Source organism: Roseibium sp. SCP14, assembly GCF_040329475.1.
GTDB lineage: Bacteria > Pseudomonadota > Alphaproteobacteria > Rhizobiales > Stappiaceae > Roseibium.
On sequence record NZ_JBDZYH010000001.1, the window covers coordinates 250,451 to 275,888 of the forward strand.

25 protein-coding genes are annotated in these 25,438 nt (G+C 55.5%); 13 read left to right on the forward strand and 12 right to left on the reverse strand.

Features of this window, described 5'->3' with window-relative positions; translation table 11 throughout:
• Positions 1–22 precede the first annotated feature (22 nt).
• Entirely contained in the window at positions 23–1,246 is a 1,224-nt protein-coding gene (locus ABLQ08_RS01165) for a hypothetical protein (RefSeq protein ID WP_352938480.1), read from the forward strand.
• 19 nt (positions 1,247–1,265) lie between these two features.
• Here ABLQ08_RS01165 and ABLQ08_RS01170 read toward each other — a convergent pair whose 3' ends face one another.
• The 3 genes from ABLQ08_RS01170 to ABLQ08_RS01180 form a co-directional block, all read right to left on the reverse strand.
• Positions 1,266–1,658 carry a rhodanese-like domain-containing protein gene (locus ABLQ08_RS01170; protein WP_352938483.1) on the reverse strand — a complete coding sequence of 131 codons (393 nt, stop codon included), beginning with the start codon at positions 1,656–1,658 and terminating at the stop codon, positions 1,266–1,268.
• Positions 1,659–1,688: 30 nt separating this feature from the next.
• The gene (locus tag ABLQ08_RS01175) at positions 1,689–2,141 is read right to left on the reverse strand and encodes a DNA polymerase III subunit chi (RefSeq protein WP_352938486.1); all 453 of its coding nucleotides are present in this window, start codon (positions 2,139–2,141) and stop codon (positions 1,689–1,691) included.
• Between the two features lie 471 nt (positions 2,142–2,612).
• Positions 2,613–4,112 (reverse strand): leucyl aminopeptidase, encoded by a 1,500-nt coding sequence (locus ABLQ08_RS01180; protein WP_352938489.1) that lies wholly within the window; start codon positions 4,110–4,112, stop codon positions 2,613–2,615.
• Between the two features lie 237 nt (positions 4,113–4,349).
• On the opposite strand from ABLQ08_RS01180, the gene lptF reads away from it, so the two are divergent.
• The 7 genes from lptF to ABLQ08_RS01215 all read left to right on the forward strand — a co-directional run bounded on the left by lptF (position 4,350) and on the right by ABLQ08_RS01215 (position 12,497).
• Positions 4,350–5,537 (forward strand): LPS export ABC transporter permease LptF, encoded by a 1,188-nt coding sequence (lptF, locus tag ABLQ08_RS01185; RefSeq protein ID WP_352938492.1) that lies wholly within the window; start codon positions 4,350–4,352, stop codon positions 5,535–5,537.
• A complete protein-coding gene (lptG, locus tag ABLQ08_RS01190; protein WP_352938495.1) occupies positions 5,534–6,628 on the forward strand; it encodes an LPS export ABC transporter permease LptG in 1,095 nt (364 codons plus the stop codon). The genes lptF and lptG overlap by 4 nt, the downstream gene beginning before the upstream one ends.
• A 5-nt stretch (positions 6,629–6,633) precedes the next feature.
• Positions 6,634–9,009: an LPS-assembly protein LptD gene (locus ABLQ08_RS01195; RefSeq protein WP_352938498.1), complete on the forward strand. Its 2,376-nt coding sequence runs from the start codon at positions 6,634–6,636 to the stop codon at positions 9,007–9,009.
• Positions 9,010–9,173: 164 nt separating this feature from the next.
• Positions 9,174–10,094 carry a peptidylprolyl isomerase gene (locus ABLQ08_RS01200; RefSeq protein WP_352938501.1) on the forward strand — a complete coding sequence of 307 codons (921 nt, stop codon included), beginning with the start codon at positions 9,174–9,176 and terminating at the stop codon, positions 10,092–10,094.
• Between the two features lie 6 nt (positions 10,095–10,100).
• Entirely contained in the window at positions 10,101–11,120 is a 1,020-nt protein-coding gene (pdxA, locus tag ABLQ08_RS01205) for a 4-hydroxythreonine-4-phosphate dehydrogenase PdxA (protein ID WP_352938504.1), read from the forward strand.
• A gap of 17 nt (positions 11,121–11,137) precedes the next feature.
• On the forward strand, positions 11,138–11,989 hold the full coding sequence (gene rsmA, locus ABLQ08_RS01210) for a 16S rRNA (adenine(1518)-N(6)/adenine(1519)-N(6))-dimethyltransferase RsmA (RefSeq protein WP_352938507.1): 852 nt from the start codon (positions 11,138–11,140) through the stop codon (positions 11,987–11,989).
• A 115-nt stretch (positions 11,990–12,104) separates the two neighbouring features.
• Positions 12,105–12,497, forward strand: coding sequence for a hypothetical protein (locus ABLQ08_RS01215; RefSeq protein ID WP_352938510.1), 393 nt, complete (start codon positions 12,105–12,107; stop codon positions 12,495–12,497).
• 136 nt (positions 12,498–12,633) lie between these two features.
• Here ABLQ08_RS01215 and ABLQ08_RS01220 read toward each other — a convergent pair whose 3' ends face one another.
• Together ABLQ08_RS01220 and ABLQ08_RS01225 are read right to left on the reverse strand one after the other, a co-directional pair.
• Entirely contained in the window at positions 12,634–13,701 is a 1,068-nt protein-coding gene (locus ABLQ08_RS01220; RefSeq protein ID WP_352938513.1) for an agmatine deiminase family protein, read from the reverse strand.
• A gap of 138 nt (positions 13,702–13,839) precedes the next feature.
• On the reverse strand, positions 13,840–14,058 hold the full coding sequence (locus ABLQ08_RS01225; RefSeq protein WP_352938516.1) for a hypothetical protein: 219 nt from the start codon (positions 14,056–14,058) through the stop codon (positions 13,840–13,842).
• Positions 14,059–14,212: 154 nt separating this feature from the next.
• On the opposite strand from ABLQ08_RS01225, the gene ABLQ08_RS01230 reads away from it, so the two are divergent.
• Positions 14,213–15,091 (forward strand): LysR family transcriptional regulator, encoded by an 879-nt coding sequence (locus ABLQ08_RS01230; protein ID WP_352938519.1) that lies wholly within the window; start codon positions 14,213–14,215, stop codon positions 15,089–15,091.
• A 54-nt stretch (positions 15,092–15,145) separates the two neighbouring features.
• Here the strand turns inward: ABLQ08_RS01230 and gmk are convergent, their stop codons facing one another.
• The 7 genes from gmk to fabD form a co-directional block, all read right to left on the reverse strand.
• Positions 15,146–15,853, reverse strand: a complete 708-nt coding sequence (gene gmk, locus ABLQ08_RS01235) for a guanylate kinase (RefSeq protein ID WP_352938522.1) — start codon at positions 15,851–15,853, stop codon at positions 15,146–15,148.
• A 6-nt stretch (positions 15,854–15,859) separates the two neighbouring features.
• Positions 15,860–16,753, reverse strand: coding sequence for a YicC/YloC family endoribonuclease (locus ABLQ08_RS01240; RefSeq protein WP_352938525.1), 894 nt, complete (start codon positions 16,751–16,753; stop codon positions 15,860–15,862).
• A gap of 51 nt (positions 16,754–16,804) precedes the next feature.
• On the reverse strand, positions 16,805–17,935 hold the full coding sequence (gene mltG / locus ABLQ08_RS01245) for an endolytic transglycosylase MltG (protein ID WP_352938528.1): 1,131 nt from the start codon (positions 17,933–17,935) through the stop codon (positions 16,805–16,807).
• A gap of 122 nt (positions 17,936–18,057) precedes the next feature.
• Positions 18,058–19,323: a beta-ketoacyl-ACP synthase II gene (fabF, locus tag ABLQ08_RS01250; protein ID WP_352938531.1), complete on the reverse strand. Its 1,266-nt coding sequence runs from the start codon at positions 19,321–19,323 to the stop codon at positions 18,058–18,060.
• 88 nt (positions 19,324–19,411) lie between these two features.
• Positions 19,412–19,645: an acyl carrier protein gene (locus ABLQ08_RS01255; protein WP_008194310.1), complete on the reverse strand. Its 234-nt coding sequence runs from the start codon at positions 19,643–19,645 to the stop codon at positions 19,412–19,414.
• Positions 19,646–19,890: 245 nt separating this feature from the next.
• Positions 19,891–20,628, reverse strand: coding sequence for a 3-oxoacyl-[acyl-carrier-protein] reductase (gene fabG, locus ABLQ08_RS01260; protein ID WP_352938535.1), 738 nt, complete (start codon positions 20,626–20,628; stop codon positions 19,891–19,893).
• Between the two features lie 69 nt (positions 20,629–20,697).
• The gene (gene fabD, locus ABLQ08_RS01265; protein ID WP_352938538.1) at positions 20,698–21,642 is read right to left on the reverse strand and encodes an ACP S-malonyltransferase; all 945 of its coding nucleotides are present in this window, start codon (positions 21,640–21,642) and stop codon (positions 20,698–20,700) included.
• A gap of 538 nt (positions 21,643–22,180) precedes the next feature.
• Here fabD and rpsF point away from each other — a divergent pair.
• The 4 genes from rpsF to ABLQ08_RS01285 all read left to right on the forward strand — a co-directional run bounded on the left by rpsF (position 22,181) and on the right by ABLQ08_RS01285 (position 25,396).
• Positions 22,181–22,582 (forward strand): 30S ribosomal protein S6, encoded by a 402-nt coding sequence (gene rpsF / locus ABLQ08_RS01270; RefSeq protein ID WP_352938541.1) that lies wholly within the window; start codon positions 22,181–22,183, stop codon positions 22,580–22,582.
• A 5-nt stretch (positions 22,583–22,587) separates the two neighbouring features.
• Complete coding sequence (gene rpsR / locus ABLQ08_RS01275; protein ID WP_029066450.1) at positions 22,588–22,836, forward strand: 30S ribosomal protein S18; 249 nt, start codon at positions 22,588–22,590, stop codon at positions 22,834–22,836.
• Between the two features lie 110 nt (positions 22,837–22,946).
• Entirely contained in the window at positions 22,947–23,546 is a 600-nt protein-coding gene (rplI, locus tag ABLQ08_RS01280) for a 50S ribosomal protein L9 (RefSeq protein WP_352938546.1), read from the forward strand.
• 365 nt (positions 23,547–23,911) lie between these two features.
• Positions 23,912–25,396, forward strand: a complete 1,485-nt coding sequence (locus ABLQ08_RS01285; RefSeq protein WP_352938549.1) for a replicative DNA helicase — start codon at positions 23,912–23,914, stop codon at positions 25,394–25,396.
• Positions 25,397–25,438: the final 42 nt, after the last annotated feature.

The window sequence follows — 25,438 nt, forward strand, 5'->3', positions numbered from 1 at the left end:
GCACGTGCCCAAAGGTCAAAACATGCCCCTCGCCAAATCCGTTGTCCTGTGTCTCGGAACTGCCGCATTCGTTCTGGTTCCGCCAATGTCGGCAGACATGAACGACCATCCATTTTCCGTCGACCAGGCATTTGCGAAAAACGGCAATGGCAATGGCAACGGTGGAGGCAACGGCAATGGCGGAGGCAACGGAGGCGGCAACGGTAACGGAGCCGGCAACTCCGGCGGTAAAGGAAATGGCTCCAACGCGAGCAACTCTTCGCCGAAAAACAACTCGAACAAAGGTGGAAACCTCTTCAAGAACTGGGGAGGAAACAAGCAGGCGAAACCCGGAAACGGAATAAACAATTTTTTGAATTCGGTGTTCGGCAACAACAAGGCAGCGACCTCCACTCGATCAAAGCATCACCATAACGCTTCCGCCACATCGAGAGCCAACTCTCACCGGCTTCCAAAGTCCGAAAGAGCAACACTGGCCTCCGTATCTGCGGTTCCAGAAGTCTGCCCAGGTTCGAAACAAAAGAACCTCAACGCGAAACTTGCCCGCTTGAACTCCTTAAAGCGGAACTACCGCGCTTACCTGAATTCCAACGACCCCAAGCTGGCAAGTGTGAAGGAATATATCGAAGCTTCGCTTGCCTATGAGCAGTTCTCGGAAGAGTTTGCAAAAACCGAAGAAAGTCTGGCGATCGCGAAAGCAGCTCTCAAAGAGATCCTGAACGATATCGTTGTGCACGATGATTTTTCCTACGATGATCTTACTTCGGAAGACTTGGAAGCGCGTCTTGCAGATCTGGAGGAAACCGACACCTCAGGATTTACGGAAGATCAGCTGGCGGCATTGGAAGCTGAAAAGCTTGCGCTCGGTGAAGCATTGGGAAGCGGAGATTTCAACTCATTCAAGGACGCTGAAGTCGCACTTCAAGAACAACAAAGTGAATTCGACACTCTTGCTGGATCAATCTCCGATGAGAGCCTCACCCACGCACTCGTCGACATGGCCAATGAAAACCGTATTCGGCAATACGGCGACGAATATGTAGATGAGGAAATGCTGGATTGGGCAAAGCAGGTTCTCGGGGTCGGCGACTACTATGGCAAAATCGATGAAATTCGCGAGGCGAGTGAAATTGCGGAAGATGACGGGGAAGACCCCACAGATGACAGCGACACAGACGAAGACATCGCGGGTGATACCTCAGATCCAGACACTGACGAACTCCGTCTGACACAAGCACCTGAGTAAATCCCAAGGAATTCGGTGTTCAGGAATCGCTTTCTACCGGCCCGCCCTGCTTCACCCAGTCGTTGTATCCATCTTTCAAATGGGCGGCTTCAAATCCCATTTCTTTCAGTGTCGCCACGGTCAGTGCTGAGCGCCAGCCTGAAGCACAATGAAAAACGAAGCGTCTGTCTTCGGCGAAAATTTCCTTGAAATACGGGCTTTCCGGATCAATCCAGAATTCGGCCATGCCGCGCGGGCAATGGAAGCTGCCAGGGATGAATCCGGATCTTTGACGCTCGCGGATATCCCTGAGATCGACAAACTGGACGCGGGGATCTTCAATAAGTGCAATCGCATCCGCCGTTTCGATCTCCTCGATCCTGGCGCGCGCCCCGGCAACCAGTTCCGCGGAAGATGTTTTCAGTTTTTTCATAGGTTCCTCCCCCTTCCGGATCAGGCAAAATCAGGCTTTGCGCTCCCAGCCTCCCGCCGGGGTCTGCTGCCAGTAGGCGATTTCGAAGTCTTCGGACTTGGCCTCCTTCCAGCGTTGCCGCGCTTCCAGAACCGCTTCCTGGTCATTGCCGTCGAACATGTAGATGGCTCTTTTGTATCCACCAAGCGGCGGAGGCACCGCCCTGTCGACAAGAAAGCGGACATCGGCTTCGTTCGGATTGTCCTGCTCCGGCGTCAGATAGATCGGTTGATGTTCGGCATAGCCGTCGGCTTTTGTGCCATGAGGCAGAAAGCTGTCGTCGGCAAACGTCCACAGATGTGCGTCCAACGCATTGCAGCGTTCCACAGTTCCGGTCTGCACCACCACTTTCCAGTCGCGTTCAAGGCATTTGTGCAGCAATTGAGGCAACGCAGTTTCAAGCGGCTTGTGCAAAAGGTGATAGAAAACAACTTCAACGCTCATTGTCGCTCCCTGCGCGTCGTCCCGATCCTGTTTCCCCCTCGTCTTGCCGAAAGGTTTTCCAGAGGTGCCGCCCAAAAGTGATGCCCATGTGCAACAGCGATACGGACAAATTCATTTTGCCGCAAAGCCAACATAGACAGGCCACAAGACTCGTATCATTAACCCTTCGCAAATGTCGATTGACTAGGCTTCGTTCCAGGGGACGATCCAAGGATCATTTATTCGTGGCTGGTGAACGGTATCCCGACCCAGTCCAAACGGGGAAACTTGTATGCTTGCACGTGTAGTTGTGTTCTGTGCACTGGTTGGGGTTGTTGCTGGTGCAACGCTTGGTATGGGACTTCTGGTCGAACCGGCCACTGCCTGTCAGGCTTACAAAACCTGCTGAGAAATCCGGACAGAATTCAAAAAAAACCCGCCAATCTGGCGGGTTTTTCTTTTTTTCTTTAGCTTCCCGGCGGCAGCGCCCCATCAAGCTTCGTAGTGATCGGCAACAAGCTGGTTGAGCAGACGAACACCGTAACCCGATGCCCAACTCTGGCAAATATCGTCTTTCGGCGCGCCGAATGCGGTTCCGGCAATATCCAGATGCGCCCACGGCACATCGTTGGCAAAACGCTGAAGGAACTGGGCGGCCGTGATGGAGCCGGCCCAGCGACCACCGGTGTTTTTCACATCTGCATTGGGCGTGTCGATGATCTTGTCATACTCCTTGGACAGAGGCAGACGCCAAAGCGGTTCTCCGCTCGACTTGGCTGAAGCCAGCAGATTTTCGGCAAGCTCGTCATTGTTCGAAAAGAGACCGGCATTGAGGTTACCCAGCGCGATCAACACCGCACCGGTCAAGGTCGCAAGGTCAATCATGATGGCGGGCTTGTACTTTTCCTGCGTGTACCAAAGCGCATCTGCCAGAACGAGACGGCCTTCGGCATCGGTGTTGAGGATCTCGATCGTCGTTCCGGACATGGCTGTGACGATATCACCCGGCCGCTGTGCGTTGCCGTCCGGCATGTTTTCGACCAGACCGATCACACCAACGACGTTGGCCTTGGCCTTCCTGCCTGCAATGGCGTGCATGGCACCAACAACCGCAGCAGCACCACCCATGTCGCCTTTCATTTCTTCCATTCCCGCGGCCGGTTTGATGGAAATGCCGCCGGTGTCAAAGACAACGCCCTTGCCGACCAGTGCGACCGGGGCAGCCCCTTTCTTGCCACCGTTCCAGCGCATGACGGCCAAACGCGGCGGGCGTACCGATCCTTGAGCCACGCCGAGCAAGGCCGCCATTTTCAGTTTTTTCATTTCCTTCTCGCCGAGGACTTCAACTTCCACACCGAGCTTCTCCAGCTCCTGCGCCTTTTTGGCAAACTCCACAGGGCCCAGAACGTTGGCAGGTTCGTTCACGAGGTTTCGGGCCACGATCACGCCATCAGCCACAGCTTCCGACACGGTCCAGGCCTTCCTTGCTGCCTTTGGATCGGCAACCTTCAAGGTCAGTTTCAGGTCCTTTGAATTTGCGTCGTCTTTTGGCTTTGTCTTGTAATTGTCAAAGGCATAAGCCCGCAGCTTGGCCCCCATGGCAAATTCAGCCGTTGCAGCCTCCGGCAACTCCGTTCCTTCCGGAGCTTCAAGAAGAACCGCCGCCGCATCTGTCTTCGCCTTCTGCAATTCGGCGAAGACAGCACCACCAAAGGCCCGCCAATCGTCCTGGGTGAGGTCTTCCGATTTGCCCAGTCCAAATACGATTAGTCTATCAACCGTCAATCCGGCAGGAGCCACGAGGTCCAGACTGGTTTTCTTCTTGCCGGAAAATCCCGCGATGTCAGCGGCCCGTTTCAAGCCCCCCTCAAGCCCCGACGCAAATTCATTGGCAATCGTTCCCAGGTTGAGGTCCTCACCGGCCAGAATTACGGCCACGCCTCCTTTCGGGGCCTCGGCTTTTGAAAAGGAAATTTTCGCAAGTTTTGTCATTCTTCGGTCCTTGTCGGTTTCCAAATTTTTTAAGCAGACGGTTGAGCGGAGAGGCCGCACATCTCTAGGCATGCCTATTTGCCGCCAAATCATGGGGTTTCAACAGCTTTTCGGCAAGAGAGGCGAAAATTAATGTATATTAACCATTCTTATTCATGGGCCATTCACCACATTACGTGTTATTCGGTCCTGGGCTGAATTTTCGTCTAATTGTAAGGGTCTCTTTCCGGCACAGCCATGAAAACGCTCGAACGTTATATAATTCGCCGGACCGCCTATGCATTCACCCTTACGATTGCAGCTATGACAGGCGTCGTTTGGGCAACCCAGGCGCTTCGTCAGCTCGACCTTGTGACGTCGAAAGGGCAAACGATTGTCCAATTCATCGGCATCACCATGCTTGCCCTGCCCTTTCTGATCGTAATCGTAGCGCCGTTCGCGCTGATGATCGCGCTGATCCTGGTTTTGAATTCCCTGTCCGGCGACAGCGAACTGATCGTGATCGATGCCAGCGGTGGCTCCCGCTTTCTTGTTCTCAAGCCGGTCATGCTGTTTTCTGTTATCGTTATGATTCTCACCGGCAGCATGTCACTTTATTTCGCCCCCATGGGCCTGGCCCAATTGAGAACCGAAATTACTCGTGTCCGAGCCGACCTTGTTGCCAACATTGTCAAACCCGGGCGCTTCATTAACGTTGAAAACGGCCTGACGTTTCACATCAGGAACAGGTCCGGTAAAGGCACGCTTGACGGTTTGCTCCTTCATGACACTCGTGATGAAGAGACGGCCTTTACCTATCAGGCCGATACCGGGCAGATCGTCGAGGCGGCGGACCGTACACTCCTTGTCATGCAGAACGGCACGATCCAGCGTCGTCCGAAACAGGAAGGTGACATCTCGATCGTCCGCTTCCAGTCGTATGCCTTCGATCTGTCCAATCTTATTCCGGAAGCGGGCGAACCGGTGTTCAAGGCGAGCGAGAGAACAACCGCCAACTTGATGTCACCCGGCCGCAATGATGCCTATGCTCTCAAGAATCCGGACAAGTTGACCGCGGAACTGCATGAGCGCTTCAGTCAGCCACTTTACTGTATTGCATTCGGACTAATCGTCTTTGCGTTTCTCGGCAAGGCACGGACGACCCGTCAGGGGCGCGGCCTCGCGGTTGTCGGGGCAATCGGCGCCTGCGTCCTCTTGAGAACGAGTGGTTTTGGCGTGACCGCAATTTCGGGAGGTGTCACTGCAATTCTGGTTCTGCTTTATGCAGTTCCGATCCTCGGTTCCGTACTTGCCCTTGTTTCGATCTTCCGTGAACAGGGCGGCGAGCAACCGAAGTGGATGAGCGAACTTCAGCTGTCTCTTCAAGACCGCATTGAAGCGGTTGGCAACTGGTTGAACAACAGGCGTGCCGGAGGAGTTTCATGATCCTCGGACGTACGCTGTCACTCTATTTTTCCGGCAGATTTCTGAAGGCAATCCTCGGCCTCTTCCTGTTTGCCGCGGTGCTTATCTATCTGTTTGACGTACTTGAACTCGTACGGCGTGGTGGCGATCGTGAAGGGTTTTCGGTACTTCGCGTCGCGTTGATTTCTGCGCTGCGAGTACCGCTACTTCTTGAACAGGTGATCCCTTTCACGGTTTTGTTCGGTTCGATAGCAGCATTCGTTACCCTGAGCCGGGCGCTGGAACTGGTTGTTACCCGGGCCTCGGGCATTTCCGTCTGGCAGTTTTCAATGCCAGCCATCGTTGTCGGACTTGTGCTCGGGGTTCTGTCTATCACGGTCTACAATCCGGCAGCCGTCTGGTTTCAGCACAAGTCGGACGAAGTCGCCTCCGGTCTCTTCGGAACGGAGCAGAGTTTTCTTCTGCAAGCTTCCAATGACGTTTGGGTGCGTCAGGACGGGCTTGATGGTGAATCTGTGTTGCTGGCCAAACAGCTGCTCGACGGCGGCACCCGCCTTCTCGGCGTGACGGTTTTCACTTTCGACAAGGACGGTACGTTCCGTGAACGCATCGAGGCGGCAGAGGCGACCCTTGGAGATGAAATCTGGTATCTGGACGATGCGATCGTCTATACGACGGAACAAGATCCACAACCTTATGGCCGATATCAGGTAAGCACTTTTTTGACCGCGACCGAAGTTCGCGAAAGCATCGGCTCACCCGAATCAATTTCATTCTGGAACCTGCCGCGGTTCATCGAATTGGCGAGAAACGCCGGATTGCCTGCGTATCGGTACAATTTGCAGTATCAGACTCTGCTCGCGCGACCGCTTCTTTTGGTCGCGATGATTTTGATTGCAGCGGCAGTTTCCCTTAAAGTTTCGAGGTTTGGCGGATTGGGAAGTATGATTCTGGGTGGAATCCTGTCCGGGTTCGTGCTTTACGTTCTAACCGAGCTTGCCAAGGACTTTGGAGGCGCGGGTATCGTCCCCCCCTTGGTGGCTGCGTGGGCCCCTGGAATTTTTGGAGTACTCATGGGTTTGACAATTCTCTTGCATCAGGAAGACGGTTAAGGGCTATGTCTTTTCCGGTTTCCCTGAACACAGAGATTTGGGCCAATAAGGGCAAGCTACTGGCGGCGGCAAGCGTTTTTGCCATCGCGGTCTCCCTTTGCCATGACGCTACCTCGCTGGCGGTAGCGCAAGACCTGACGAGCGACCTTGCTGCCGGAGTGGATCCGAACGCAAACCTGTTGCTTGAGTCCAACGAGATCACTTATGACTTCGATAATGACCTGATCGTTGCGACCGGCAATGTTCAGGTTTACTACGACGGCAACACAGTTCAGGCTCACGAAATAGTCTTCGACCGCAAAAGTGGTCAGCTGACCGCTCGCGGCAACGTCATCTTGATCGAAGCGGACGGAAATGTGGCCCGCACATCGGAAATGACGCTCTCGGAAGACTTTTCCGAAGGTTTTGCCAGAGCGCTCCAGATCGATACGACGAAACGCACGCGTTTCCTGGCTGAAGAAGCCCGGCGTGAAGGCAACAACGTCACAAGCATCGAAAACGGCATCTACACGGTTTACACGAAACCGACTATTCCTCCGAACAGGCCGCCGCTCTGGCGTGTCCGTGCCGAGAAGATCATTCACAACCAGCAGGAAAAGATCATCCGGTTTGAGAATGCCTCTTTCGAGGTCTACGGGAAGCCGATCGCCTACCTGCCCTATCTGAGCATGCCGGACCCGACAATTAAGCGGAAGTCAGGCTTTCTCATTCCAAGCGGTCTCGTGAATGACAAGCTCGGATATGGGGTCACTGTTCCTTATTATTGGGCGCTCAATCCGCATTACGATCTGACGACCGCTCTGACGCCACTGACCAAGCAGGGCTTGTTTGGCGATGTTCAGTACCGTCACCGGTTCGCACCCGGTCAGGTTACAGTATCCGCTGCGGGTCTTTTCCAGGCACAGCCGAGCCAGTTTACGACGTCCCGGGCGGATGAACGCTGGCGTGGAGCGATCAATTCGACAGGTTCCTTGAGCCTTGCAAGAGACTGGACGCTGGGTTGGAATGTCACCTACAAGAGCGACCGTCAGTTTTTCGGTGATTATTCATTCGCCAGCTTCGGTGACAATGGTGAGACTTCCGAAATCTACCTGGAAGGAAAAACTGATCGTAACGCCTTGTCTGTGAAGGCTTACGCCTACCAGCTTTCGCAGGAAGACTACACCGACAGTCAGTTCAACGCTGACGGATTTTCGCCGGTCGGCAGCTCGCTGCAAGACAAGCAACCTCTCGTATTGCCTGTCATCGACTATGATTACGTATTTGCCGATCCTGTTCTGGCTGGTGAACTTGCTCTTACGGCGAATTTTACCTCCCTCACCCGGGACGAAACAGACGCGTTTTCGATTAATGGCGGCTCGACTGCAAGGTTCCGCGGCGTGGATGGAACGTTCTCACGCCTCTCGCTGAAAGGGAACTGGCGCCGGACATTCATCGATCCGCTGGGTCAGTCGTTCACGCCATTTGCTTACATGCGCGGTGACTTGTTCTTCCTTGCCTCTCCCGATGCCGATGTAACCGCATTGTCAGGCGAGAGTTTCGTCGGCAGGGCAATGCCGGCCGTCGGTATGGAATACCGTTATCCCTTCATCGCAACATTCGATGGCGGCAACCAGATTCTTGAGCCGGTCGCGCAGATTGTAGCCCGCCCGGACGAGCAACGGATCGGCGAACTGCCCAACGATGACGCACAGAGCATCGTGTTCGACACAACAACACTGTTCGATTATGACAAGTTTTCCGGGTTCGACCGCGTTGAAGGCGGCACGCGTCTCAATCTCGGCCTGAACTACAAGCTACAGCTCGACAGCGGCTATTACCTGAGCGGATTGTTCGGCAGGTCCTACCACTTGGCCGGAGAGAATTCCTATGCCGTTCCCGATATTCTCGGCGCTACGCAGGATTCGGGCTTGGCTTCGGATCTTTCCGACTATGTCGGCAGCCTTTACCTGGACACGCAGTATGGCGTGAAGGTCGGGGCACAGGCACGGTTCGACAAGGACGACTTTTCCTTTAACCGCGTCCAAGCGCAGGCAAGCGCAATTTACGGGCCTGTTGTGTCGTCCCTCGCCTATGCATTTCTGAACGCTCAGCCTGATGTTGGTATCGATGCACCACGCGAAGAACTTCTCGGGTCGGCAAGTTTGAGACTTGAAGAAAACTGGCGTGTTTTCGGTTCCATGCGTTACGACCTGGAGAACCACAACCTCGTTCAGGACGGTGTTGGCATCGGCTACGATGACGAAGGCTTCTCATTGTCGGTCTCCTATGCTGAAGACCGGAGCCGGAATGACGGCGACAGTGTCAATCGCACTCTCTATTTCCGAATCGGCCTGAGAACCATCGGCAATACCCAGGTCTCGAGTGGTGTTCTGAACTAAATCAAGTTTTTGTGCTCATGAGGCTTGCTTCAAGTCATCATACCGCCATGAATTCGGGCAACATGCCTTTGAAACTTTGAATTTGCTGCCGTGATATGCGAAACATCATGGCACAACAAAACTAAACTTCGGTTCGGCCTCGGGCCAGCACGGATGGTTATTCAATGCGACTTCGTTTCGTTTCGATATTCCTTGGCCTTGCCTTAATCGTGGCTGCGCCGTTTTCAACACCGGCGAATGCTGCGATCAAGGTCATCGTCAACGACACTCCGATCACCGATTACGACATCAGTCAGCGCTCGCGGCTGATCACGATGACACAGCGCAAGTCCGGCGCTGCTGCCAAGCGCCAGGCGGAAGAAGAGTTGATTGATGATCAGATCAAACTCGCTGAGGCTGAGCGTGTCGGTGTAGAGGTCAGCCAGTCGGAAGTCGACAGCGCCTACAACAACATTGCACGTAACGTGAAAATGTCGCCGTCGCAGCTGTCAAAGGCACTGCGCAGCGGAGGCGTAAAACCGGAAACCCTGAAGTCGCGCCTGAAAGCACAACTTGCCTGGAACCAGGTGCTTCGCCGCCGTTTCAGCGGGCGGATTGAAGTCAATGAATCCGACATTATCGCTGCCCTGCAGAAGACTGATGAGGCCGACCGGCAGAAATCCGTCGAATACGACCTGAAGCGCATCATCGTCGTCGTTCCGAAAAACTCTTCTGGCGGTTTCAAATCCAAGCGCAAGCAGGAAAGCAACAAGATCCGCTCCACCTTCAATGGCTGCGAAAACATGGGCAATGTCCTCGGGCAGTACAGTGAAGTGGTGGTTCGTCCGATCGGTCGCCGCCTTGAAACCGAATTGCCGGGCAATATGCGCGATGAGATTCAGTCTCTCGGAGCGGGCAAGCTGACAAAACCATCGGCGACCGAAGTCGGCTATGAAATGATCGCCATTTGTGGCAAGCGGGAAATCGCTTCCGATATCGCCGTGCGCACAGAGTTGGAAAACGAGCTGAGGGCGAAAGAAGGTGAAAGCCAGTCTCGCCGTTATCTGATGGATATCCGCCGGCGCGCAACCATCATTTATCGTTGAGCCGTCATGGGGGCCGCTCGAACTCCGATCGCCGTCAGCATGGGGGAGCCTGCTGGCATCGGTCCCGACCTTGCGCTGCTTGCCTGGTCCAATCGAAAGTCGCTTGGCCTGCCGCCTTTCTATGTTCGAGGCGACCAGCATCTTCTTGTGGAACGTGCAGCTAGACTCAGGCTGAACCCACGTGTCGAGGCTTCCTCTCCCGAAGATGCGAGTGGACAATTCTCCAAGGCCCTGCCTGTGGTGCAGACCGGTCCTGCTCTCGAGGACCGCCCCGGCGAAGAACATCCGGACACTGCCCAGTCCGTCGTCGCCTCGATCGAAGCCTGTGTCGAGGATGTTGCCAAAGGTGCTGCGGGCGGTCTGGTGACCAACCCGATCAACAAGGCTGCTCTCTACAAAACCGGGTTCAGCTTTCCAGGACACACGGAGTTTCTGGGTAACCTTGCAGGCAAGCATTGGCCGCAGAAAACATCCAGACCTGTCATGATGATTGCCGGACCGGAATTGATGGTTGTACCGACGACTATTCATATTCCACTCAAGGATGTACCGCAGGCGTTAACCGAAGACCTAATTGTGGAAACAGCTGAAATTACCGCGACGGATCTCAAGAACCGGTTCGGTTACAGCAATCCAAGGCTGGCCTTGTGCGGTCTCAATCCGCATGCCGGTGAAAACGGCACGATGGGAACCGAGGACAGGGATATCATCGCCCCGGCAATCAAGCGGCTGACCGAGATGGGCATTGCCGCGACCGGTCCGCATCCGGCCGACACGTTGTTTCATCCGCCAGCAAGAACACAATACGACTGTGTTATCGGCATGTACCATGACCAGGTTCTGGTTCCTGCCAAGACGATCGGTTTTGACGACAGCGTGAATGTGACTTTGGGCCTTCCCTTTGTTCGAACCTCACCAGACCATGGAACCGCCTACAGCCTTGCGGGAACGGGAGAAGTCCGCATCGACAGTTTCGCAGCGGCAATTCGCATGGCATACGCGCTGGCCAATCCAGACCAGTTCTAATCGCGGTTTTACTTCAAATGGCACAAATCGACACCTTGCCCCCTTTGCGAGAAGTGATCGCAACGCACGGCCTGAATGCCAAGAAGTCATTGGGGCAGAACTTTCTCCTGGACCTTAATCTGACTTCACGCATCGCCCGGTCTGCAGGCAGTCTGGAAGATTGCACCGTGCTCGAAATCGGGCCGGGTCCTGGCGGCTTGACCAGAGCGCTTCTTGCCGCCGGTGCGAAAAAGGTGGTGGCAATCGAAAAGGACAATCGCTGCCTGCCGGCACTTCAAGAAATCTCGGCCCACTATCCAGGGCGGCTGGAAGTCATCGAAGGCGATGCTTTGAAACTCGATCCCGTCGCGTTGACAGGCGGCGACAAGGTTAGAATTGCGGCAAATCTTCCTTACAATGTGGGAACCCAACTCTTGCTCAACTGGATCACAACGCCGGAATGGCCACCTTTCTGGTCGTCATTGACGTTGATGTTCCAGAAGGAAGTTGGAGAACGGATTACCGCGGAGCAAGGATCCAAGGCTTATGGTCGTTTGGGAGTTCTGGCAGGCTGGCGGTGCAAGGGTGGCATCTTGTTCGATATCAGTCCGAAGGCCTTTACCCCACCGCCGAAGGTAACCTCCGCAGTTGTTCATCTGACACCGAACGACAATCCCCTTCCCTGCGATCTGAAGGCATTGGAAAGAGTGACCGCAGCCGCATTCGGCCAGCGCCGCAAGATGCTGCGTGCCAGCCTCAAGACACTGTCTCCAAACGCTGAAGATCTTATCGCTCAAGCCGGGATTAAGCCGACAGCACGCGCCGAAGAAATCGATGTCGCCGGTTTCGTTGGGTTGGCGACAACATTCAAATCTGCCGACGCCTTTTAAGGAAACTGACTTTCCGCCGGCTCTCCTTCTCTCTTTCCGTTTCTCCTGGCCGCGACCTACCATGTTCAGGGTCATCCAAACCGAGATCCCGGAGCATCCAGCAAGGTAATGCCGTGTGATCTGCGGACAGAAAGAGCCTTGCGGGAGCGATCTGTCCAGCTGGCCGAGCCAGACCTGGGCCGGATACTGCGGAACCCGCGCCCGGTTGAAGTCCTCACAGCTGTTGGCAGAAATTCTGCAAGGTCAACCATGCAAATATGCAGTCAACAGCTCGGTTTCCCTTCTTGGGCTGCTAAAAACCGGACAGGCGATAGGCGTTCTGCCGGACTGGATCGGTGACAGCGAAGGCCTGATCCGCCTTTCGAAAGCGCCATTGGCGACGAACCAGTCCTGGCTCAGTTTTCACGAACGGCTTCGGCACCATCCCCGTCTTTCACAGATCAAGGATCGGATTGCCGGAATTTACAAAAAGCGCTATGCCGACGGACAAATCCTGCGATTACCCTGAAGCCGGACCCGGCCAATTGCGCAACAAACGCCCTTGTTGAGAGCGTTCTCCATCTCGGCACGCCGCTGGGTTGGACCTCGATCGACATGGTTTTGAGACCGACCCTGCTTTATCGCAGATCGATTTGTAGCGGGCCCTAATTGCCGAAGAGGTTCAGTGCCGTGATACCTTCCAATTGCCAGGTCAGGCATCGGACTGAACCACCCAACTTGCACACTTTTTTGGCTGGAACTGGAAAGACCGCCTTGCTTGTATTGGCGCGAATGACCGCAAGGGCGGCGTCGCTGGCGGTATCGCCAAAATGCGGCATATAAATGTTGTTGGCCGTGACGGTTGCGTTGACATTGACCCCGCATGCGCTGCCCTCGTCATCGAGATCCCAGGCGGTTTCCACTTCGACAATCCTGATCCCTGGAAACGCTGCTTCCAGCTCTTCCAGAACCATGCTGCGCATCGGCTCGTCATAGTAATTGACGATAATCGTGTCTTCTTCGGCAAACATGACCATGCCGTCGCTGTGCGCCATGATTTCCTCGTCCGGCGGCAGAATGGCCACTTCCTTGGCATTCAGCAGCTTTTTCAGAACTGCCTTGCCTTCCTCACGGCTCAGGTCGTTGTCCTCCAGAAACCGATCCGTAGTGACAACTCGCCCGGCAAAATTGTCAACAATATTGCCGCCATCGAGGAGGTAGTCGGTCTTTGGGAATGTGACCCCGTGTTCAGCCATCAGGGCGTTGAAGCCGTCCTGCATGAAATCGGCTTCTCTCTGATCATCCTCGAACGTTGCAGGTGTATAGCGGAATTGAACCGGAGCAGCGGGATTGATTGTCGTATAGTCCCGCATCCAGATGTGAGGCAAATAGGCTTCCACCAGAATGTCATCGGGAACCTTGCCCTCAAAATACGGCCGCGTTGCTTCATCAACGAAAATCCGGACGTCGTCATGACCCATGACCACATTCGCATAGGCGATGTCGAAATCGACGATGTCCTGAAAAATTGCCTGATAGAGGGGATCTTCGCGGGCGTCGTCAATCGACGGCGCTGCTATGACGATCAGATGTTGCCCGGTATCAGCAACAGACTTTGCTGCAGCGAGCTCTCCGAATAATGGCGATGCAGCAATAGAACTGCCAATGCCGACGCTTCCAACTGCAGATGCCAACACAAGACCAAATGACAACTTCAAGGCTTTACTAGTCACGCTCTTTCTCTCTCATCTGCGAAACATTTTGCTTACCCCGATCACTACCATTCAAACGTTACTCAAAACACTTGGGAACACACCGTTGAGCAAAGATTTCTTTGCTTTCTCCAACCTGATTACTTGACGCAGCAAGTTCTAGGCCCAGCGAACGAGGCCGATGACGGCAGATGCGGCATAGAAAAATTGCAGCGAAAGAAACGCCCAGCGTTTGTCCAGAAGACCCCAGGCCGCAAATAAGCCGGCAGAAGCCAGCAACAGTGTGAAACCAAGGATTTCATTGCCGGTGTTTGAGGCGATCAACAGCGCATAGGCGATTGCCAATGCAGACCCGGTCACTTCAAATAAGGTTATCAACTTGCTTTGGCTCATAAGCTCAACCGACCTCTCAAGACACGGTGCACATGTCCCATGCACTTCTTTTCCGATTGAATGCCATCTGTTACAACATGACACAAATGGCAATTTTTCAAATATTGATCGAAAGTTGTCATGTCTTGTTGTTGAGGATATGAGCGTGAAACGATTGGACGTTGAAGCCCTGCGTGCCTTGTGCACTGTCGCTGATCAGGGCGGTGTAACCCGCGCGGCAGAGGTCTTGTCTCTGTCTCAATCTGCCATCAGCCACAAGATCAAGCGCTTGGAGGCAAATATCGGCTGTCAACTGCTGACAAGGCGCGCAGGAGCTCCCCTGCTCACCGACGATGGCGAACAGTTGCTTACCTATGCGCGTCGCATATGCGTGTTGCATGACGAGGCGGTGCTCAATCTGAGCAAGATGCCTCTGTCAGGCAGAATACGTCTCGGCATGACGGAAGATATCACCAGCAGCGATCTGTCGCGCATGCTGGGACGATTTACGCGCCGGCATCCGGATGTGGCGGTACGAACCAATGTCCGTCAAAGCCTGGTGCTTCAGCAGGAGCTTGATACAGGCAGGATCGATATTGCCGTGATGCAGCTTTTCGCCGATGAGGTACAGCCGTCCGACACGGTACTTTTCCGCGACAACCTGCATTGGGTAAAAGGCTCCGACACGGAGTTGACCTTCAACTCTCCCGTCCCGTTTCTCGCTTATGATGACGATTGTTTTTACAAGAACTGGGCATTGGAACTGGCTGAAGTTCCGCCCCCCGGTCTTGAAACGGTTCTCCAATGCGCAAGTTCTGCCGGAATTGCGTCTGCCGTGCGCGCAGGCCTCGGTGTTGCGCTGCTTCCAGGCCGTTACCTGACCGAAGAAATGCAGATTGTTGATGACCTGTTCCCGGCGACAGCAGACCTTGCCTATGTCTTGAGAATTGGCGCCGCTTCGCGCTCAACACCTGTTCTTTCACTTGCCCGGGAGATATCCGACGGTGTCAGCCTTCACGCCGTGTTGCAGGTGGCCTGAATGCATGACGGCTTTGGACAAAGAAGCCGGGAAAGTCGAATTGCCACGATAGCTTCAGTCGGTATCACCGAGATCGGACTTCAGATCATCGACCATGCCCTGAATGAGCGGCCCGATTTTCGGAGACCGGAACTGTTTCAGACGTTCTGCCTTCAGGATCGCCCGGACATTCTGGTACGCACGCTCCAGATCATCATTGACCACGACATAGTCATATTCAGACCAATGCCGCATTTCCCCGACCGCGGTTTTCATGCGCTTGGCAATGACTTCATCGGCGTCTTCTGCACGCCGGTTCAAACGCGATTTCATCTCGGCAATCGATGGCGGCAGAATGAAGATGGAGACCACATCGGAGCGCATCTTCTCGTAGAGCTGGAACGTGCCCTGAATATCAATGTCGAACAGGATGTCCCGTCCGTTTTCGATAGCATCTTCAACCGGACCGCGCGGCGTTGCGTAGTAATTGCCATGCACTTCGGCCCATTCAAGCAGTTCGTCATGCTCTCGCATCTGTTCGAAGCGCTTGGCATCGAGGAAATGATAGTGAACTCCGTCCACTTCACTGGAGCGACGCTGACGGGTGGTAACGGAAATCGACAGCGCCAGGTTCTCTTCCTGGTCCAGAAGAAGCCGCGCAATTGTTGACTTGCCGGCGCCTGACGGCGACGACAACACAAGCATCAGCCCGCGCCGTTGCTGTTCGGCCTGATCTGCACTGACGGTGGTGCCGGTAGGAGCTCCCGAAGGCGCGTCGGTCATTGTGGCTTACTCCAGATTTTGTATCTGCTCACGCATTTGATCGATAACGGCCTTCAAGTCCAGCCCGATTGCCGTCAGATCCACGTCATTGGATTTCGAGCACAAGGTATTTGCTTCCCTGTTGAACTCCTGAGCCAGGAAGTCCAGACGCCGGCCAATAGCTCCGCCGGTGTCCATCAGTTCGCGGACAGCAGCCACATGCGCGTGGAGCCTGTCCAGCTCTTCGCGGATATCGGCCTTGGTCGCCAGGAAAACCGCTTCCTGATGCAATCTCTGCGGATCGAGTTGCCCGTCGGAAGCGTCCATGAGCTCCGCGACCTGTTTTTTCAAACGAGCCTTGATTGCCTCGGGCTTGCGGGCGGGAAGATCTTCTGCGGCCTGAGTCAGTTCGGCGATCTTGTCGATCTGACCGCGCACGACGTTTCCAATCGCCTGCCCTTCCGTATGACGCATATCGACCAGATCGATCAGGGCACCGTCAAGGGATGTCAATAGTGCTTTGTGAAGAGCCGCCTGGACTTCTTCGTCTTCTTCAGGCTCTTTCAGCTCGAACACACCCTTTTGAGCCAGAATGCCATCAAGCGACGGCGGAGCCAGATCCGGCACACGGTTCTTCAAAAGGTCGATCGTCGACAGAACTGCTTCCAACGCGGATTCGTTGACCTGCAGCTGCTGTTCAGACTGATCCCGTTGCATGGCGAGGCCGATCGAAACATTACCGCGGCGTAGAAGCTTGCTGCAACGTTCCCGGATCCTGGGTTCAAGTGTCTCAAGACCTGTGGGAATGCGGATCCTCAGATCCAGCGACTTGCCGTTGACGGATCTGAGTTCCCAGGTCCAGCGAACCGGTCCGGCCTCTCCCAACGCGCGCGCAAATCCTGTCATGCTGGCAAGTGCCATTTGCCCCTCCGGAACTTTGCTGATCTACCCGCGCCGATTGTCCCGGGTGTATCAGTTTGATGTGGTCGGCTTCGCTTCCTGGTTTTTCTCCGCTTCGCGGCGTTCCCGCTCAATGCGACGCCACTTGCGAACGTTTTCCTGATGCTGCTCGTATGTTTCAGCGAAGATATGACCGCCGGTCCCGTCAGCAACAAAGAACAGGTCCTGAGTTCGCGACGGATTGGCGACAGCCTCCATCGCCGCTCGTCCCGGATTACCAATCGGCCCGGGTGGCAGACCGTCAATCTGATATGTGTTGTACTTGTTCTCGGCCTTGAGTTCGGACTGCTTGATCGCAGAACGGTCCTTCAGCCAGGCTTCGCCGCCATAAAGACCGTAGAGTATGGTCGGATCCGACTGGAGGCGCATGTTCTTGTTCAACCGGTTGACGAATACACCTGCAACCCGCGGGCGCTCGTCGGCAAGCGCAGTTTCCTTTTCAACGATCGATGCCAGGATCACGAGTTCTTCCGGTGTGCCGACCGGCAGGCCTTCCGTGCGACGTCCCCAGATTTCCGCCAGCAGCTTCTCCTGCGCGCCCTTCATCTGGTTCAGAACTTCCTGGCGGCTGGTGCCACGGGCGAAGGTATAGGTTTCAGGCAACAATGCACCTTCCACCGGCACTTCCGTGATTTCACCGACCAGAACCGGATGCTCCCGCACTCTTTCGATGATCTGAGCAGTGGTCCAGCCTTCCGGAATCGTGACCGAATGCGTGACAGCCTTACCCTCGACAAGATCCGTCATGATCTCTTGCATGGATACGCCGGGGGCAAAGGCATACTCGCCAGCCTTCAGCCTGGTGGCATTTTTGTAGAAACGAATGCCCAGATTGAAGACCCATTCGTCGAACATACTGTCGTTTATGACACCCTTGCCGGCCAGCCGGTCCGTGATGCCGGACAGTCCTGCCCCTGAGGAAATGACTACGGTCGCCTCTTGCTGAAGCGGACCGGCCTCCTCGAACTTCTGTTTGCCGAAATAAAGGGCTGCGCCGAGCGCTGCCAGTCCGAACACGGCCAGCGTAATGACCATGTTGATCAGGATGACCAGCGGATTGCGAACGTGGCGGGATCTTTGTGGCGGTGCAGGCGCCGGCTCCGGCTGCAAGGCTTCACGCGGGCTTTTGGGCTTAATGCGCATATTGGGTCGCACCTCCAAGATTGAACCTTGGCATCAATGGCCTGGCTCAAGCGGGCAAGTTGTCACAATCAAAGTCTCAAGCCGGAAATGAATCGTCCCCGGCTTGAGAGAACTTGAATGGGTTATGCGGCAACTTTGCGGAAGACGAGCGACGCGTTGGTGCCGCCGAAACCAAAGGAGTTGGACAGTGCAACGTTGATGTCCATGCTCTTTGGCTTGTGCGGAACCAGGTCGATCTCGGTCTCGACGGATGGATTGTCGAGGTTGATTGTCGGCGGCGCCATGCCGTCCCGAATTGCCAATACAGAGAAGATCGCTTCAACAGCGCCTGCTGCACCCAGCAGATGGCCGATAGAGGACTTGGTGGAAGACATCGTCAGCTTGGACGCATGCTCTCCTGCCAGTCTTGTAACCGCGCCGAGTTCGATCTCGTCACCCAATGGCGTCGAAGTGCCGTGAGCGTTGACGTAGTCGATATCGGCCGGAGTGATGTTTGCACGCTTCAGGGCAGCTTCCATGCAGCGGTAAGCTCCGTCACCGTCCGAAGAAGGCGCGGTTATATGGAATGCATCGCCAGACAGGCCATAGCCGATGACTTCAGCGTAGATGTTGGCACCACGGCGAACCGCATGCTCATATTCTTCAAGGACAACAACACCGGCGCCCTCGCCCATTACGAAGCCATCGCGAGCTTCGTCGTAGGGACGCGAGCCTCTTTCCGGCGCATCGTTAAATCCTGTGGACAATGCGCGGCAGGCGGCAAAACCTGCAAGGGCAAGACGGCACACGGGAGATTCAGCCCCACCAGCAACCATGACATCGGCATCGCCGAATGCAATCAGCCGGGAGGCATCGCCAATGGCATGGGCACCCGTGGAACATGCCGTCACTACGGCGTGGTTCGGTCCCTTCAATCCATGACGGATCGAAACGTAACCACCGGCCAGGTTGATCAGACGCCCGGGAATAAAGAACGGGCTGATACGCCGCGGGCCTTTTTCGGCCAGCAGATGTGCGCCCTGTTCGATGCCCTGGAGACCACCGATCCCCGAACCGATCAGCACGCCCGAACGGGTCTGCTGCTCGTAAGTTTCCGCCTTGTAGCCGGAATCGGCCATCGCCTGATCGGCAGCGGCCATCGCATAGACGATGAAATCATCGACCTTGCGCTGCTCTTTCACGTCCATCCAGTCGTCCGGATTGAACGCTCCTTCTTCGGCGGAATCGCGCGGGATCTGACAGGCGATCTGGCAGGCCAGATCGTCAACTTTGAAATTCGTGACCTTGTTGGCCCCGCTCTTTCCTTCGAGGATCTTCTTCCAAGAGACATCGGCGCTACCACCAAGTGGTGACACCATGCCTAGCCCAGTTACGACAACTCGCCTCATACACCCGCACTTACGTTTGAAGGGCCTGGCGGGGAAACCGCCCCGCCGGCCCGAACATCAAAAAACTCAGATAAGGACGTGACCGACCTTACTTGTTGGCTTCCAGGAACTTAACAGCATCGCCAACAGTCAGGATGGTTTCAGCTGCGGTATCCGGGATTTCTACGCCGAATTCTTCTTCAAATGCCATGACCAGCTCAACGGTGTCGAGGCTGTCTGCACCCAGATCGTCAATGAAGCTTGCGCCTTCCACAACCTTCTCAGCATCGACACCGAGGTGTTCAACGACGATTTTCTTTACCCGATCCGCGATATCGCTCATCTTTCACTTCCTTAGTTTTCGTCTATTCATCTCGCGAAACTGCCCCAGACCGGATTGCTAACAAGCGGCGGCGCGAAATCGCTGTCTTCAAGATGTCGTCGTGCACCCCAGCCTGACAATCGGGCCCGGCTGCACAATTCGTAACAATCGGCGGGTTGGTAACACACTTTGTTGACCATTACCAGCCGGTCCAGACCGCATCACAACAGCCCGGATTCTTTTCGCCTACTCGGCGAAACTCTCTTTTAAATCATAGCCATGCCGCCGTTGACGTGCAGAGTCTGCCCCGTCACGTACGCAGCTTCGTCGCTTGCAAGATAAAGCGCGGCGGAAGCGATCTCGGCAGAAGTGCCCAAGCGGCCCGCCGGAACGCTCGTCAAAATTGATTCTTTTTGCTTGTCATTCAGCGCATCGGTCATCGCCGTTTCAATGAAACCCGGCGCGATTGTGTTGACCGTGATGTTGCGGCTGGCAACTTCCCTCGCAAGCGACTTGTACATGCCGATCATACCAGCCTTGGCCGCGGCATAATTGACCTGGCCCGGATTACCCGTAACACCGACAACGGACGTAATGCCGATGATACGGCCGGAGCGCCGCTTCATCATGCCCTTGATCGCTGCGCGGCAGAGGTGGAAGCCCGATGTCAGGTTGACCTCGAGCACCTGGTCCCATTCTTCATCCTTCATACGCATGAAGATGTTGTCGCGAGTGATGCCGGCGTTGTTCACCAGAATATCGACCGATCCCATTTTTTCTTCTGCGGCCGGAAGCAGCGCGTTGACTGCCTCTCGGTCGGAAAGGTTTGCAGGAGTGACAAATGCCCGCTCGCCGAGATCCGCAGCAAGCGCTTCCAGCTTTTCGGCCCGCGTGCCGGACAGAGATACCGTCGCGCCCTGCGCATGCAATGCACGGGCAATAGCCTCGCCGATGCCGCCGGTCGCGCCGGTGACGAGTGCGTTTTTCCCTTCCAAGCTGAACATTTGGGGTCCTTCCCTCGTTATTTTCGGCCTTTTTCCAAGGCCATGATCAATTGCTGGCAATAAGGTGCGTTATCCGGAAATCTTTTCAAGAAGAGCATCGATGTCTTCTGGCGTATTCACTGCCAGACCGGCGGATTCCCTGCTGATCCGCTTGACCATGCCCGTGAGGACCTTGCCGGTCCCGACCTCGACAAAGGTGTCAACGCCATTTCCTGCAAGCCAGGTGATGCTTTCGCGCCATCGCACGGTTCCAGTTACCTGTTCAACGAGACGATCGCGAATTTCGGCCGGATCAGTGATTGGCGCAGCCAGGACGTTGGCAACAAGCGGAACGACCGGCTCGTTGATCTCTGCGCTTGCCAGAGCCTCTGCCATGGCATCAGCGGCGGGCGCCATAAGAGAACAATGGAACGGTGCGCTGACCGGCAGCATGACCGCGCGGCGCGCGCCCTTTGCCTTGGCGATTTCGACTGCCCGCTCAACAGCGGCAAGATGCCCGGAGACGACCACCTGCCCCGGGGCATTGTCATTTGCGGCCTGGCAGACTTCGCCCTGAGAAGCTTCCCTGGCGATTTCGACAGCAACGTCGAAGTCGAGCCCGAGAAGTGCAGCCATCGCTCCCTGCCCGACCGGCACCGCATTTTGCATGGCGTCGCCACGCACCCGAAGGAGACGGGCAGCGGTCTCGATTTTCAGACTACCGGCCGCCGCCAGCGCAGAATATTCGCCAAGCGAGTGTCCGGCGACAAAGGATGCGCTCGACTTTAGGTCCAGCCCCTTTGCTTCCAGCACGCGCATGGTTGCAAGGCTGACAGCCATCAGCGCCGGCTGGGCATTTGCCGTCAGCGTCAGATCATCTTCCGGGCCGTTCCACATCACGTCGGAAAGCTTTTGCCCCAGAGCCTCATCCACTTCATCGAAGACAGCCTTTGCTTCGGGGAAAGTCTCGGCAAGGACCTTGCCCATCCCAACGCTCTGGCTCCCCTGACCCGGGAATGTGAAAGCTATAGTCATCTGGAAAACGCCTCCGTGACACGTGCGCGGGCCGCACGCATCAGCGGCTGGCCTACGACTTTTAGAGAAAGCGGTGTTTCAGGCCCTGACCGGGACTGAAGATCGAACTTGGCGCGAGGCTATGATACGCCTTTGACCGTACTGTCAAGGCCCAGCAGTCAATCATTTTGAAAAATGAGCCTCTTTTCGAAGATTTCCCGGTGGCGCCGGATCACCAAAGCTGCTTTAACCGCCGACCTGCCCGGCCAGCTGAACTGCGGCACATCATGGCTCTTTATATCGTCGTCCGATCGTTTTTCCGTGAAAAATCCGTCTGGGACTGCGGCTTTGTCCTTGCATTTTCACAAAATCAGAGTATAGAGCGCGCTTCATCCGGGATTTGGCCGGGGGCTGAACGGAAGGGCATTTGCCAGGATCAATTCAAAAGGATCCGACTTCCCGTGTTCCCGCTCTCGTTAGATTTCTCGTGCCTTTCCGGGGTTACGAGGAGGCTTTGCGCCGGCGCCCGTGTTGTTAACCCGAAGAAAGGCTTGTTTCCATGCCTCTTTACGAGCACGTATTCCTGGCACGCCAGGACGTTTCGACCCAGCAGGTCGAACAACTCGTCGAACAGTTCAAGGGCCTCATCGAAGGCGCTGGTGGTACTGTCGGCAAAGTGGAAAGCTGGGGACTTCGTACCCTTGCATACCGCATCAAGAAGAACCGTAAGGCTCACTACACACTGATGAACATCGACGCACCGCATGCAGCTGTTGCCGAGATGGAGCGTCAGATGGGCCTGAACGAAGACGTTCTGCGCTTCATGACCTTCCGCGTTGACGAGCTGGACGAAGAGCAGTCCGCAATGATGCAGAAGCGTGACCGTGACGACCGCCGTGGCGGTGGACGTGGCGAACGCCCGGGTGGCGGCCGTCCTCCGCGCCGGGCTGAAGGGGAGTAAGAATAATGGTTGATATTGCACAGCTTCCGAGCCGTCGTCCGTTCTTCCGTCGCCGGAAGACCTGCCCGTTCTCCGGTTCCAACGCACCGAAGATCGATTACAAGGACATCCGTCTGCTGCAGCGCTACATCTCCGAGCGCGGCAAGATCGTACCGAGCCGCATCACCGCGGTTTCCGCGAAGAAGCAGCGTGAGCTGGCCCGCGCAATCAAGCGTGCCCGTCTGCTCGGCCTGCTGCCGTTCGTGATCAGCTAAGCGACTCTCTTCAAGAGAGCCCTTCTCCCGGGTCCGCCCGGGAGATCCGTATTGGGACCGCGGACATACGGTCTCTAACCACCAAGAGGTGGGACAGTAGGAGAAATAAAATGCAAGTTATCCTTCTTGAGCGTATCGCCAGACTCGGCCAGATGGGCGACACCGTCAAAGTACGTGACGGCTATGCCCGTAACTTCCTGCTGCCGCAAGGCAAGGCGCTGCGTGCCAACAAGGCGAACCTGGAGCGTTTCGAGCGTGAACGCGCTCAGCTCGAGGCACGCAACCTGGAGCGTAAGAGTGAAGCTGAAGCTGTCGCATCCAAGCTGGACGGCGAAGCGCTGGTCATGATCCGCTCTGCTGGCGAAACCGGTCAGCTCTACGGTTCCGTTTCCACCCGCGACATCGCAGAAGGTCTGACGGAAGCAGGCTTCACTGTTGCCCGCAGCCAGGTTGAACTGCGCACTCCGATCAAGACGATCGGCCTGCACAGCGTTCTCATCCAGCTGCATCCGGAAGTCGAAGTTTCCATCTCTGTCAACGTTGCTCGTTCTGAAGACGAAGCAGTCCGTCAGGCAGCTGGTGAAGACCTCACTACTCCGGAACAGGACGTCTTCGAATTTGAAGAAGACGAAGAAGCTGAAGGCGAAGAAGAAGGCACCGAAGAAGGTGCTGAAGCTTCCGAAGAAGCTCCGGCTGAAGAAGAAGCCTAAGAGCTTCAACCTCTTCAACCGCTCGATTCGAACGGCGCTGCTTGCAGCGCCGTTTTTCTTTTGCCGGCTTCTTCCTTTCCGACTTTCGATGATGGCTTCAACCGGAGCGTTCAGAGCTTGCGGCAAGGCCTTGATTCAGCTTACTAAATCATTAACCATCCATTAATCTTTACGAAAAAATATTTGTTTTCAATAACTAAGAGCTATCTCCCTGAGTCTCCAAACGGCTTTTGAGTCAAGCGGGATTCGATTCTTTCCCCGCTGATCTGTGAATGTCGGTGGGAATCGATTTCTGCCCAGTTTGATCCTTGAGCCCTCCCTCAACTGGGAGTATTCCGAATGAACTTGGGTCATCGGGGGAAGATATGAAGGGCACTTTGCAGAAGGTCGAAACGGAAGAAGACGTCCAGCGCCTGGCTCCGCATAATGCGGAGGCTGAACGGCAGCTTCTGGGCGCGATTCTGGTGAACAACGAGACGTTCTACCGGGTTTCCGACTTTCTCGAGCCACATCATTTTTTCGTTCCGCCGCATCAGGACATCTACGAGAAGATCAGCCACCTGATCCGGGCCGGCAAAACCGCGTCACCGATCACATTGAAGACCTTTTACCCGGCCGATGCCAAGATCGCCGACCTTTCAGCGACGCAGTTCCTGCTGCGCCTGGCCGGTGACGCGGCGTCGATTATCAACGCCGAGGACTATGGCCGCACGATTTATGACCTTGCCATTCGCCGCAATCTGATCCGTATCGGCGAAGACATGGTCAACATCGCCTTCGACGCGCCGATCGACGTGCCGCCGACTCAGCAGATCGACGATGCGGAACGCCGCCTGTTCGAACTGGCCGAAACCGGCCGGAGCGAAGGTGGCTTCGTCTCCTTCGGCGATGCCTTGAGCGAAACAATCGAGATGGCGCACGCTGCGTGGAACCGCGAAGGCGCCCTGTCCGGTATTTCAACAGGTCTGCGCGATCTAGACCGACTGATGGGCGGTCTGCAGCATTCAGACTTGATCGTTCTCGCGGGCCGACCGGCGATGGGCAAGACGTCACTTGCCACAAACATCGCCTACAACATTGCTCAAGCCTACAAGGCGGAAGAACAGCCGGACGGCTCTCTCAAGACAACCAATGGCGGCGTCGTCGGCTTCTTCTCACTGGAAATGTCGGCCGAACAGCTGGCAACGCGTATTATTTCCGAGCAGGCGGAGATTTCCTCTTCCAAGATCCGTCGAGGCGATATTTCCGAAGCCGAATTTGAAAAACTTGCCGCTTGCGCGCAGCTCATGCAGTCGACACCACTCCATGTGGATCAGACGGGTGGTATTTCCATTGCGTCTCTCGTTGCCAAGGCCCGCCGCCTGAAACGCCAGCGCGGTCTTGACCTTCTGGTGGTCGACTATATTCAGCTGCTGTCCGGCTCAGCCAAGAATTCCGGCAACCGCGTGCAGGAAATCACCGAGATTACGACCGGCTTGAAAGCACTCGCGAAAGAACTCATGGTTCCGATCATCGCCTTGTCACAGCTTTCGCGTCAGGTGGAATCTCGTGACGACAAGCGCCCGATGATGTCGGACCTTCGTGAATCCGGTTCTATCGAGCAGGATGCCGACGTGATCCTGTTCGTTTACCGCGAAGAATACTATCTTTCCAAAACCGAGCCTGAAATCGGATCACCAGAGTATGCGGCCTGGGAAGCAAAACACGAAGCTGCAAAGGGCAAGGCAGAAGTGATCATCGCCAAGCAGCGCCACGGTCCGACAGGTACCGCCAACCTTCACTTCGAAGGCCAATACACCCGCTTTTCCGATCTGGCCGAGGACGATCACCTGCCGGAACGGTACGAGTAGTTTTTCGGCTATCCAAACAGCGCCGCCCGCAATATACAGTCA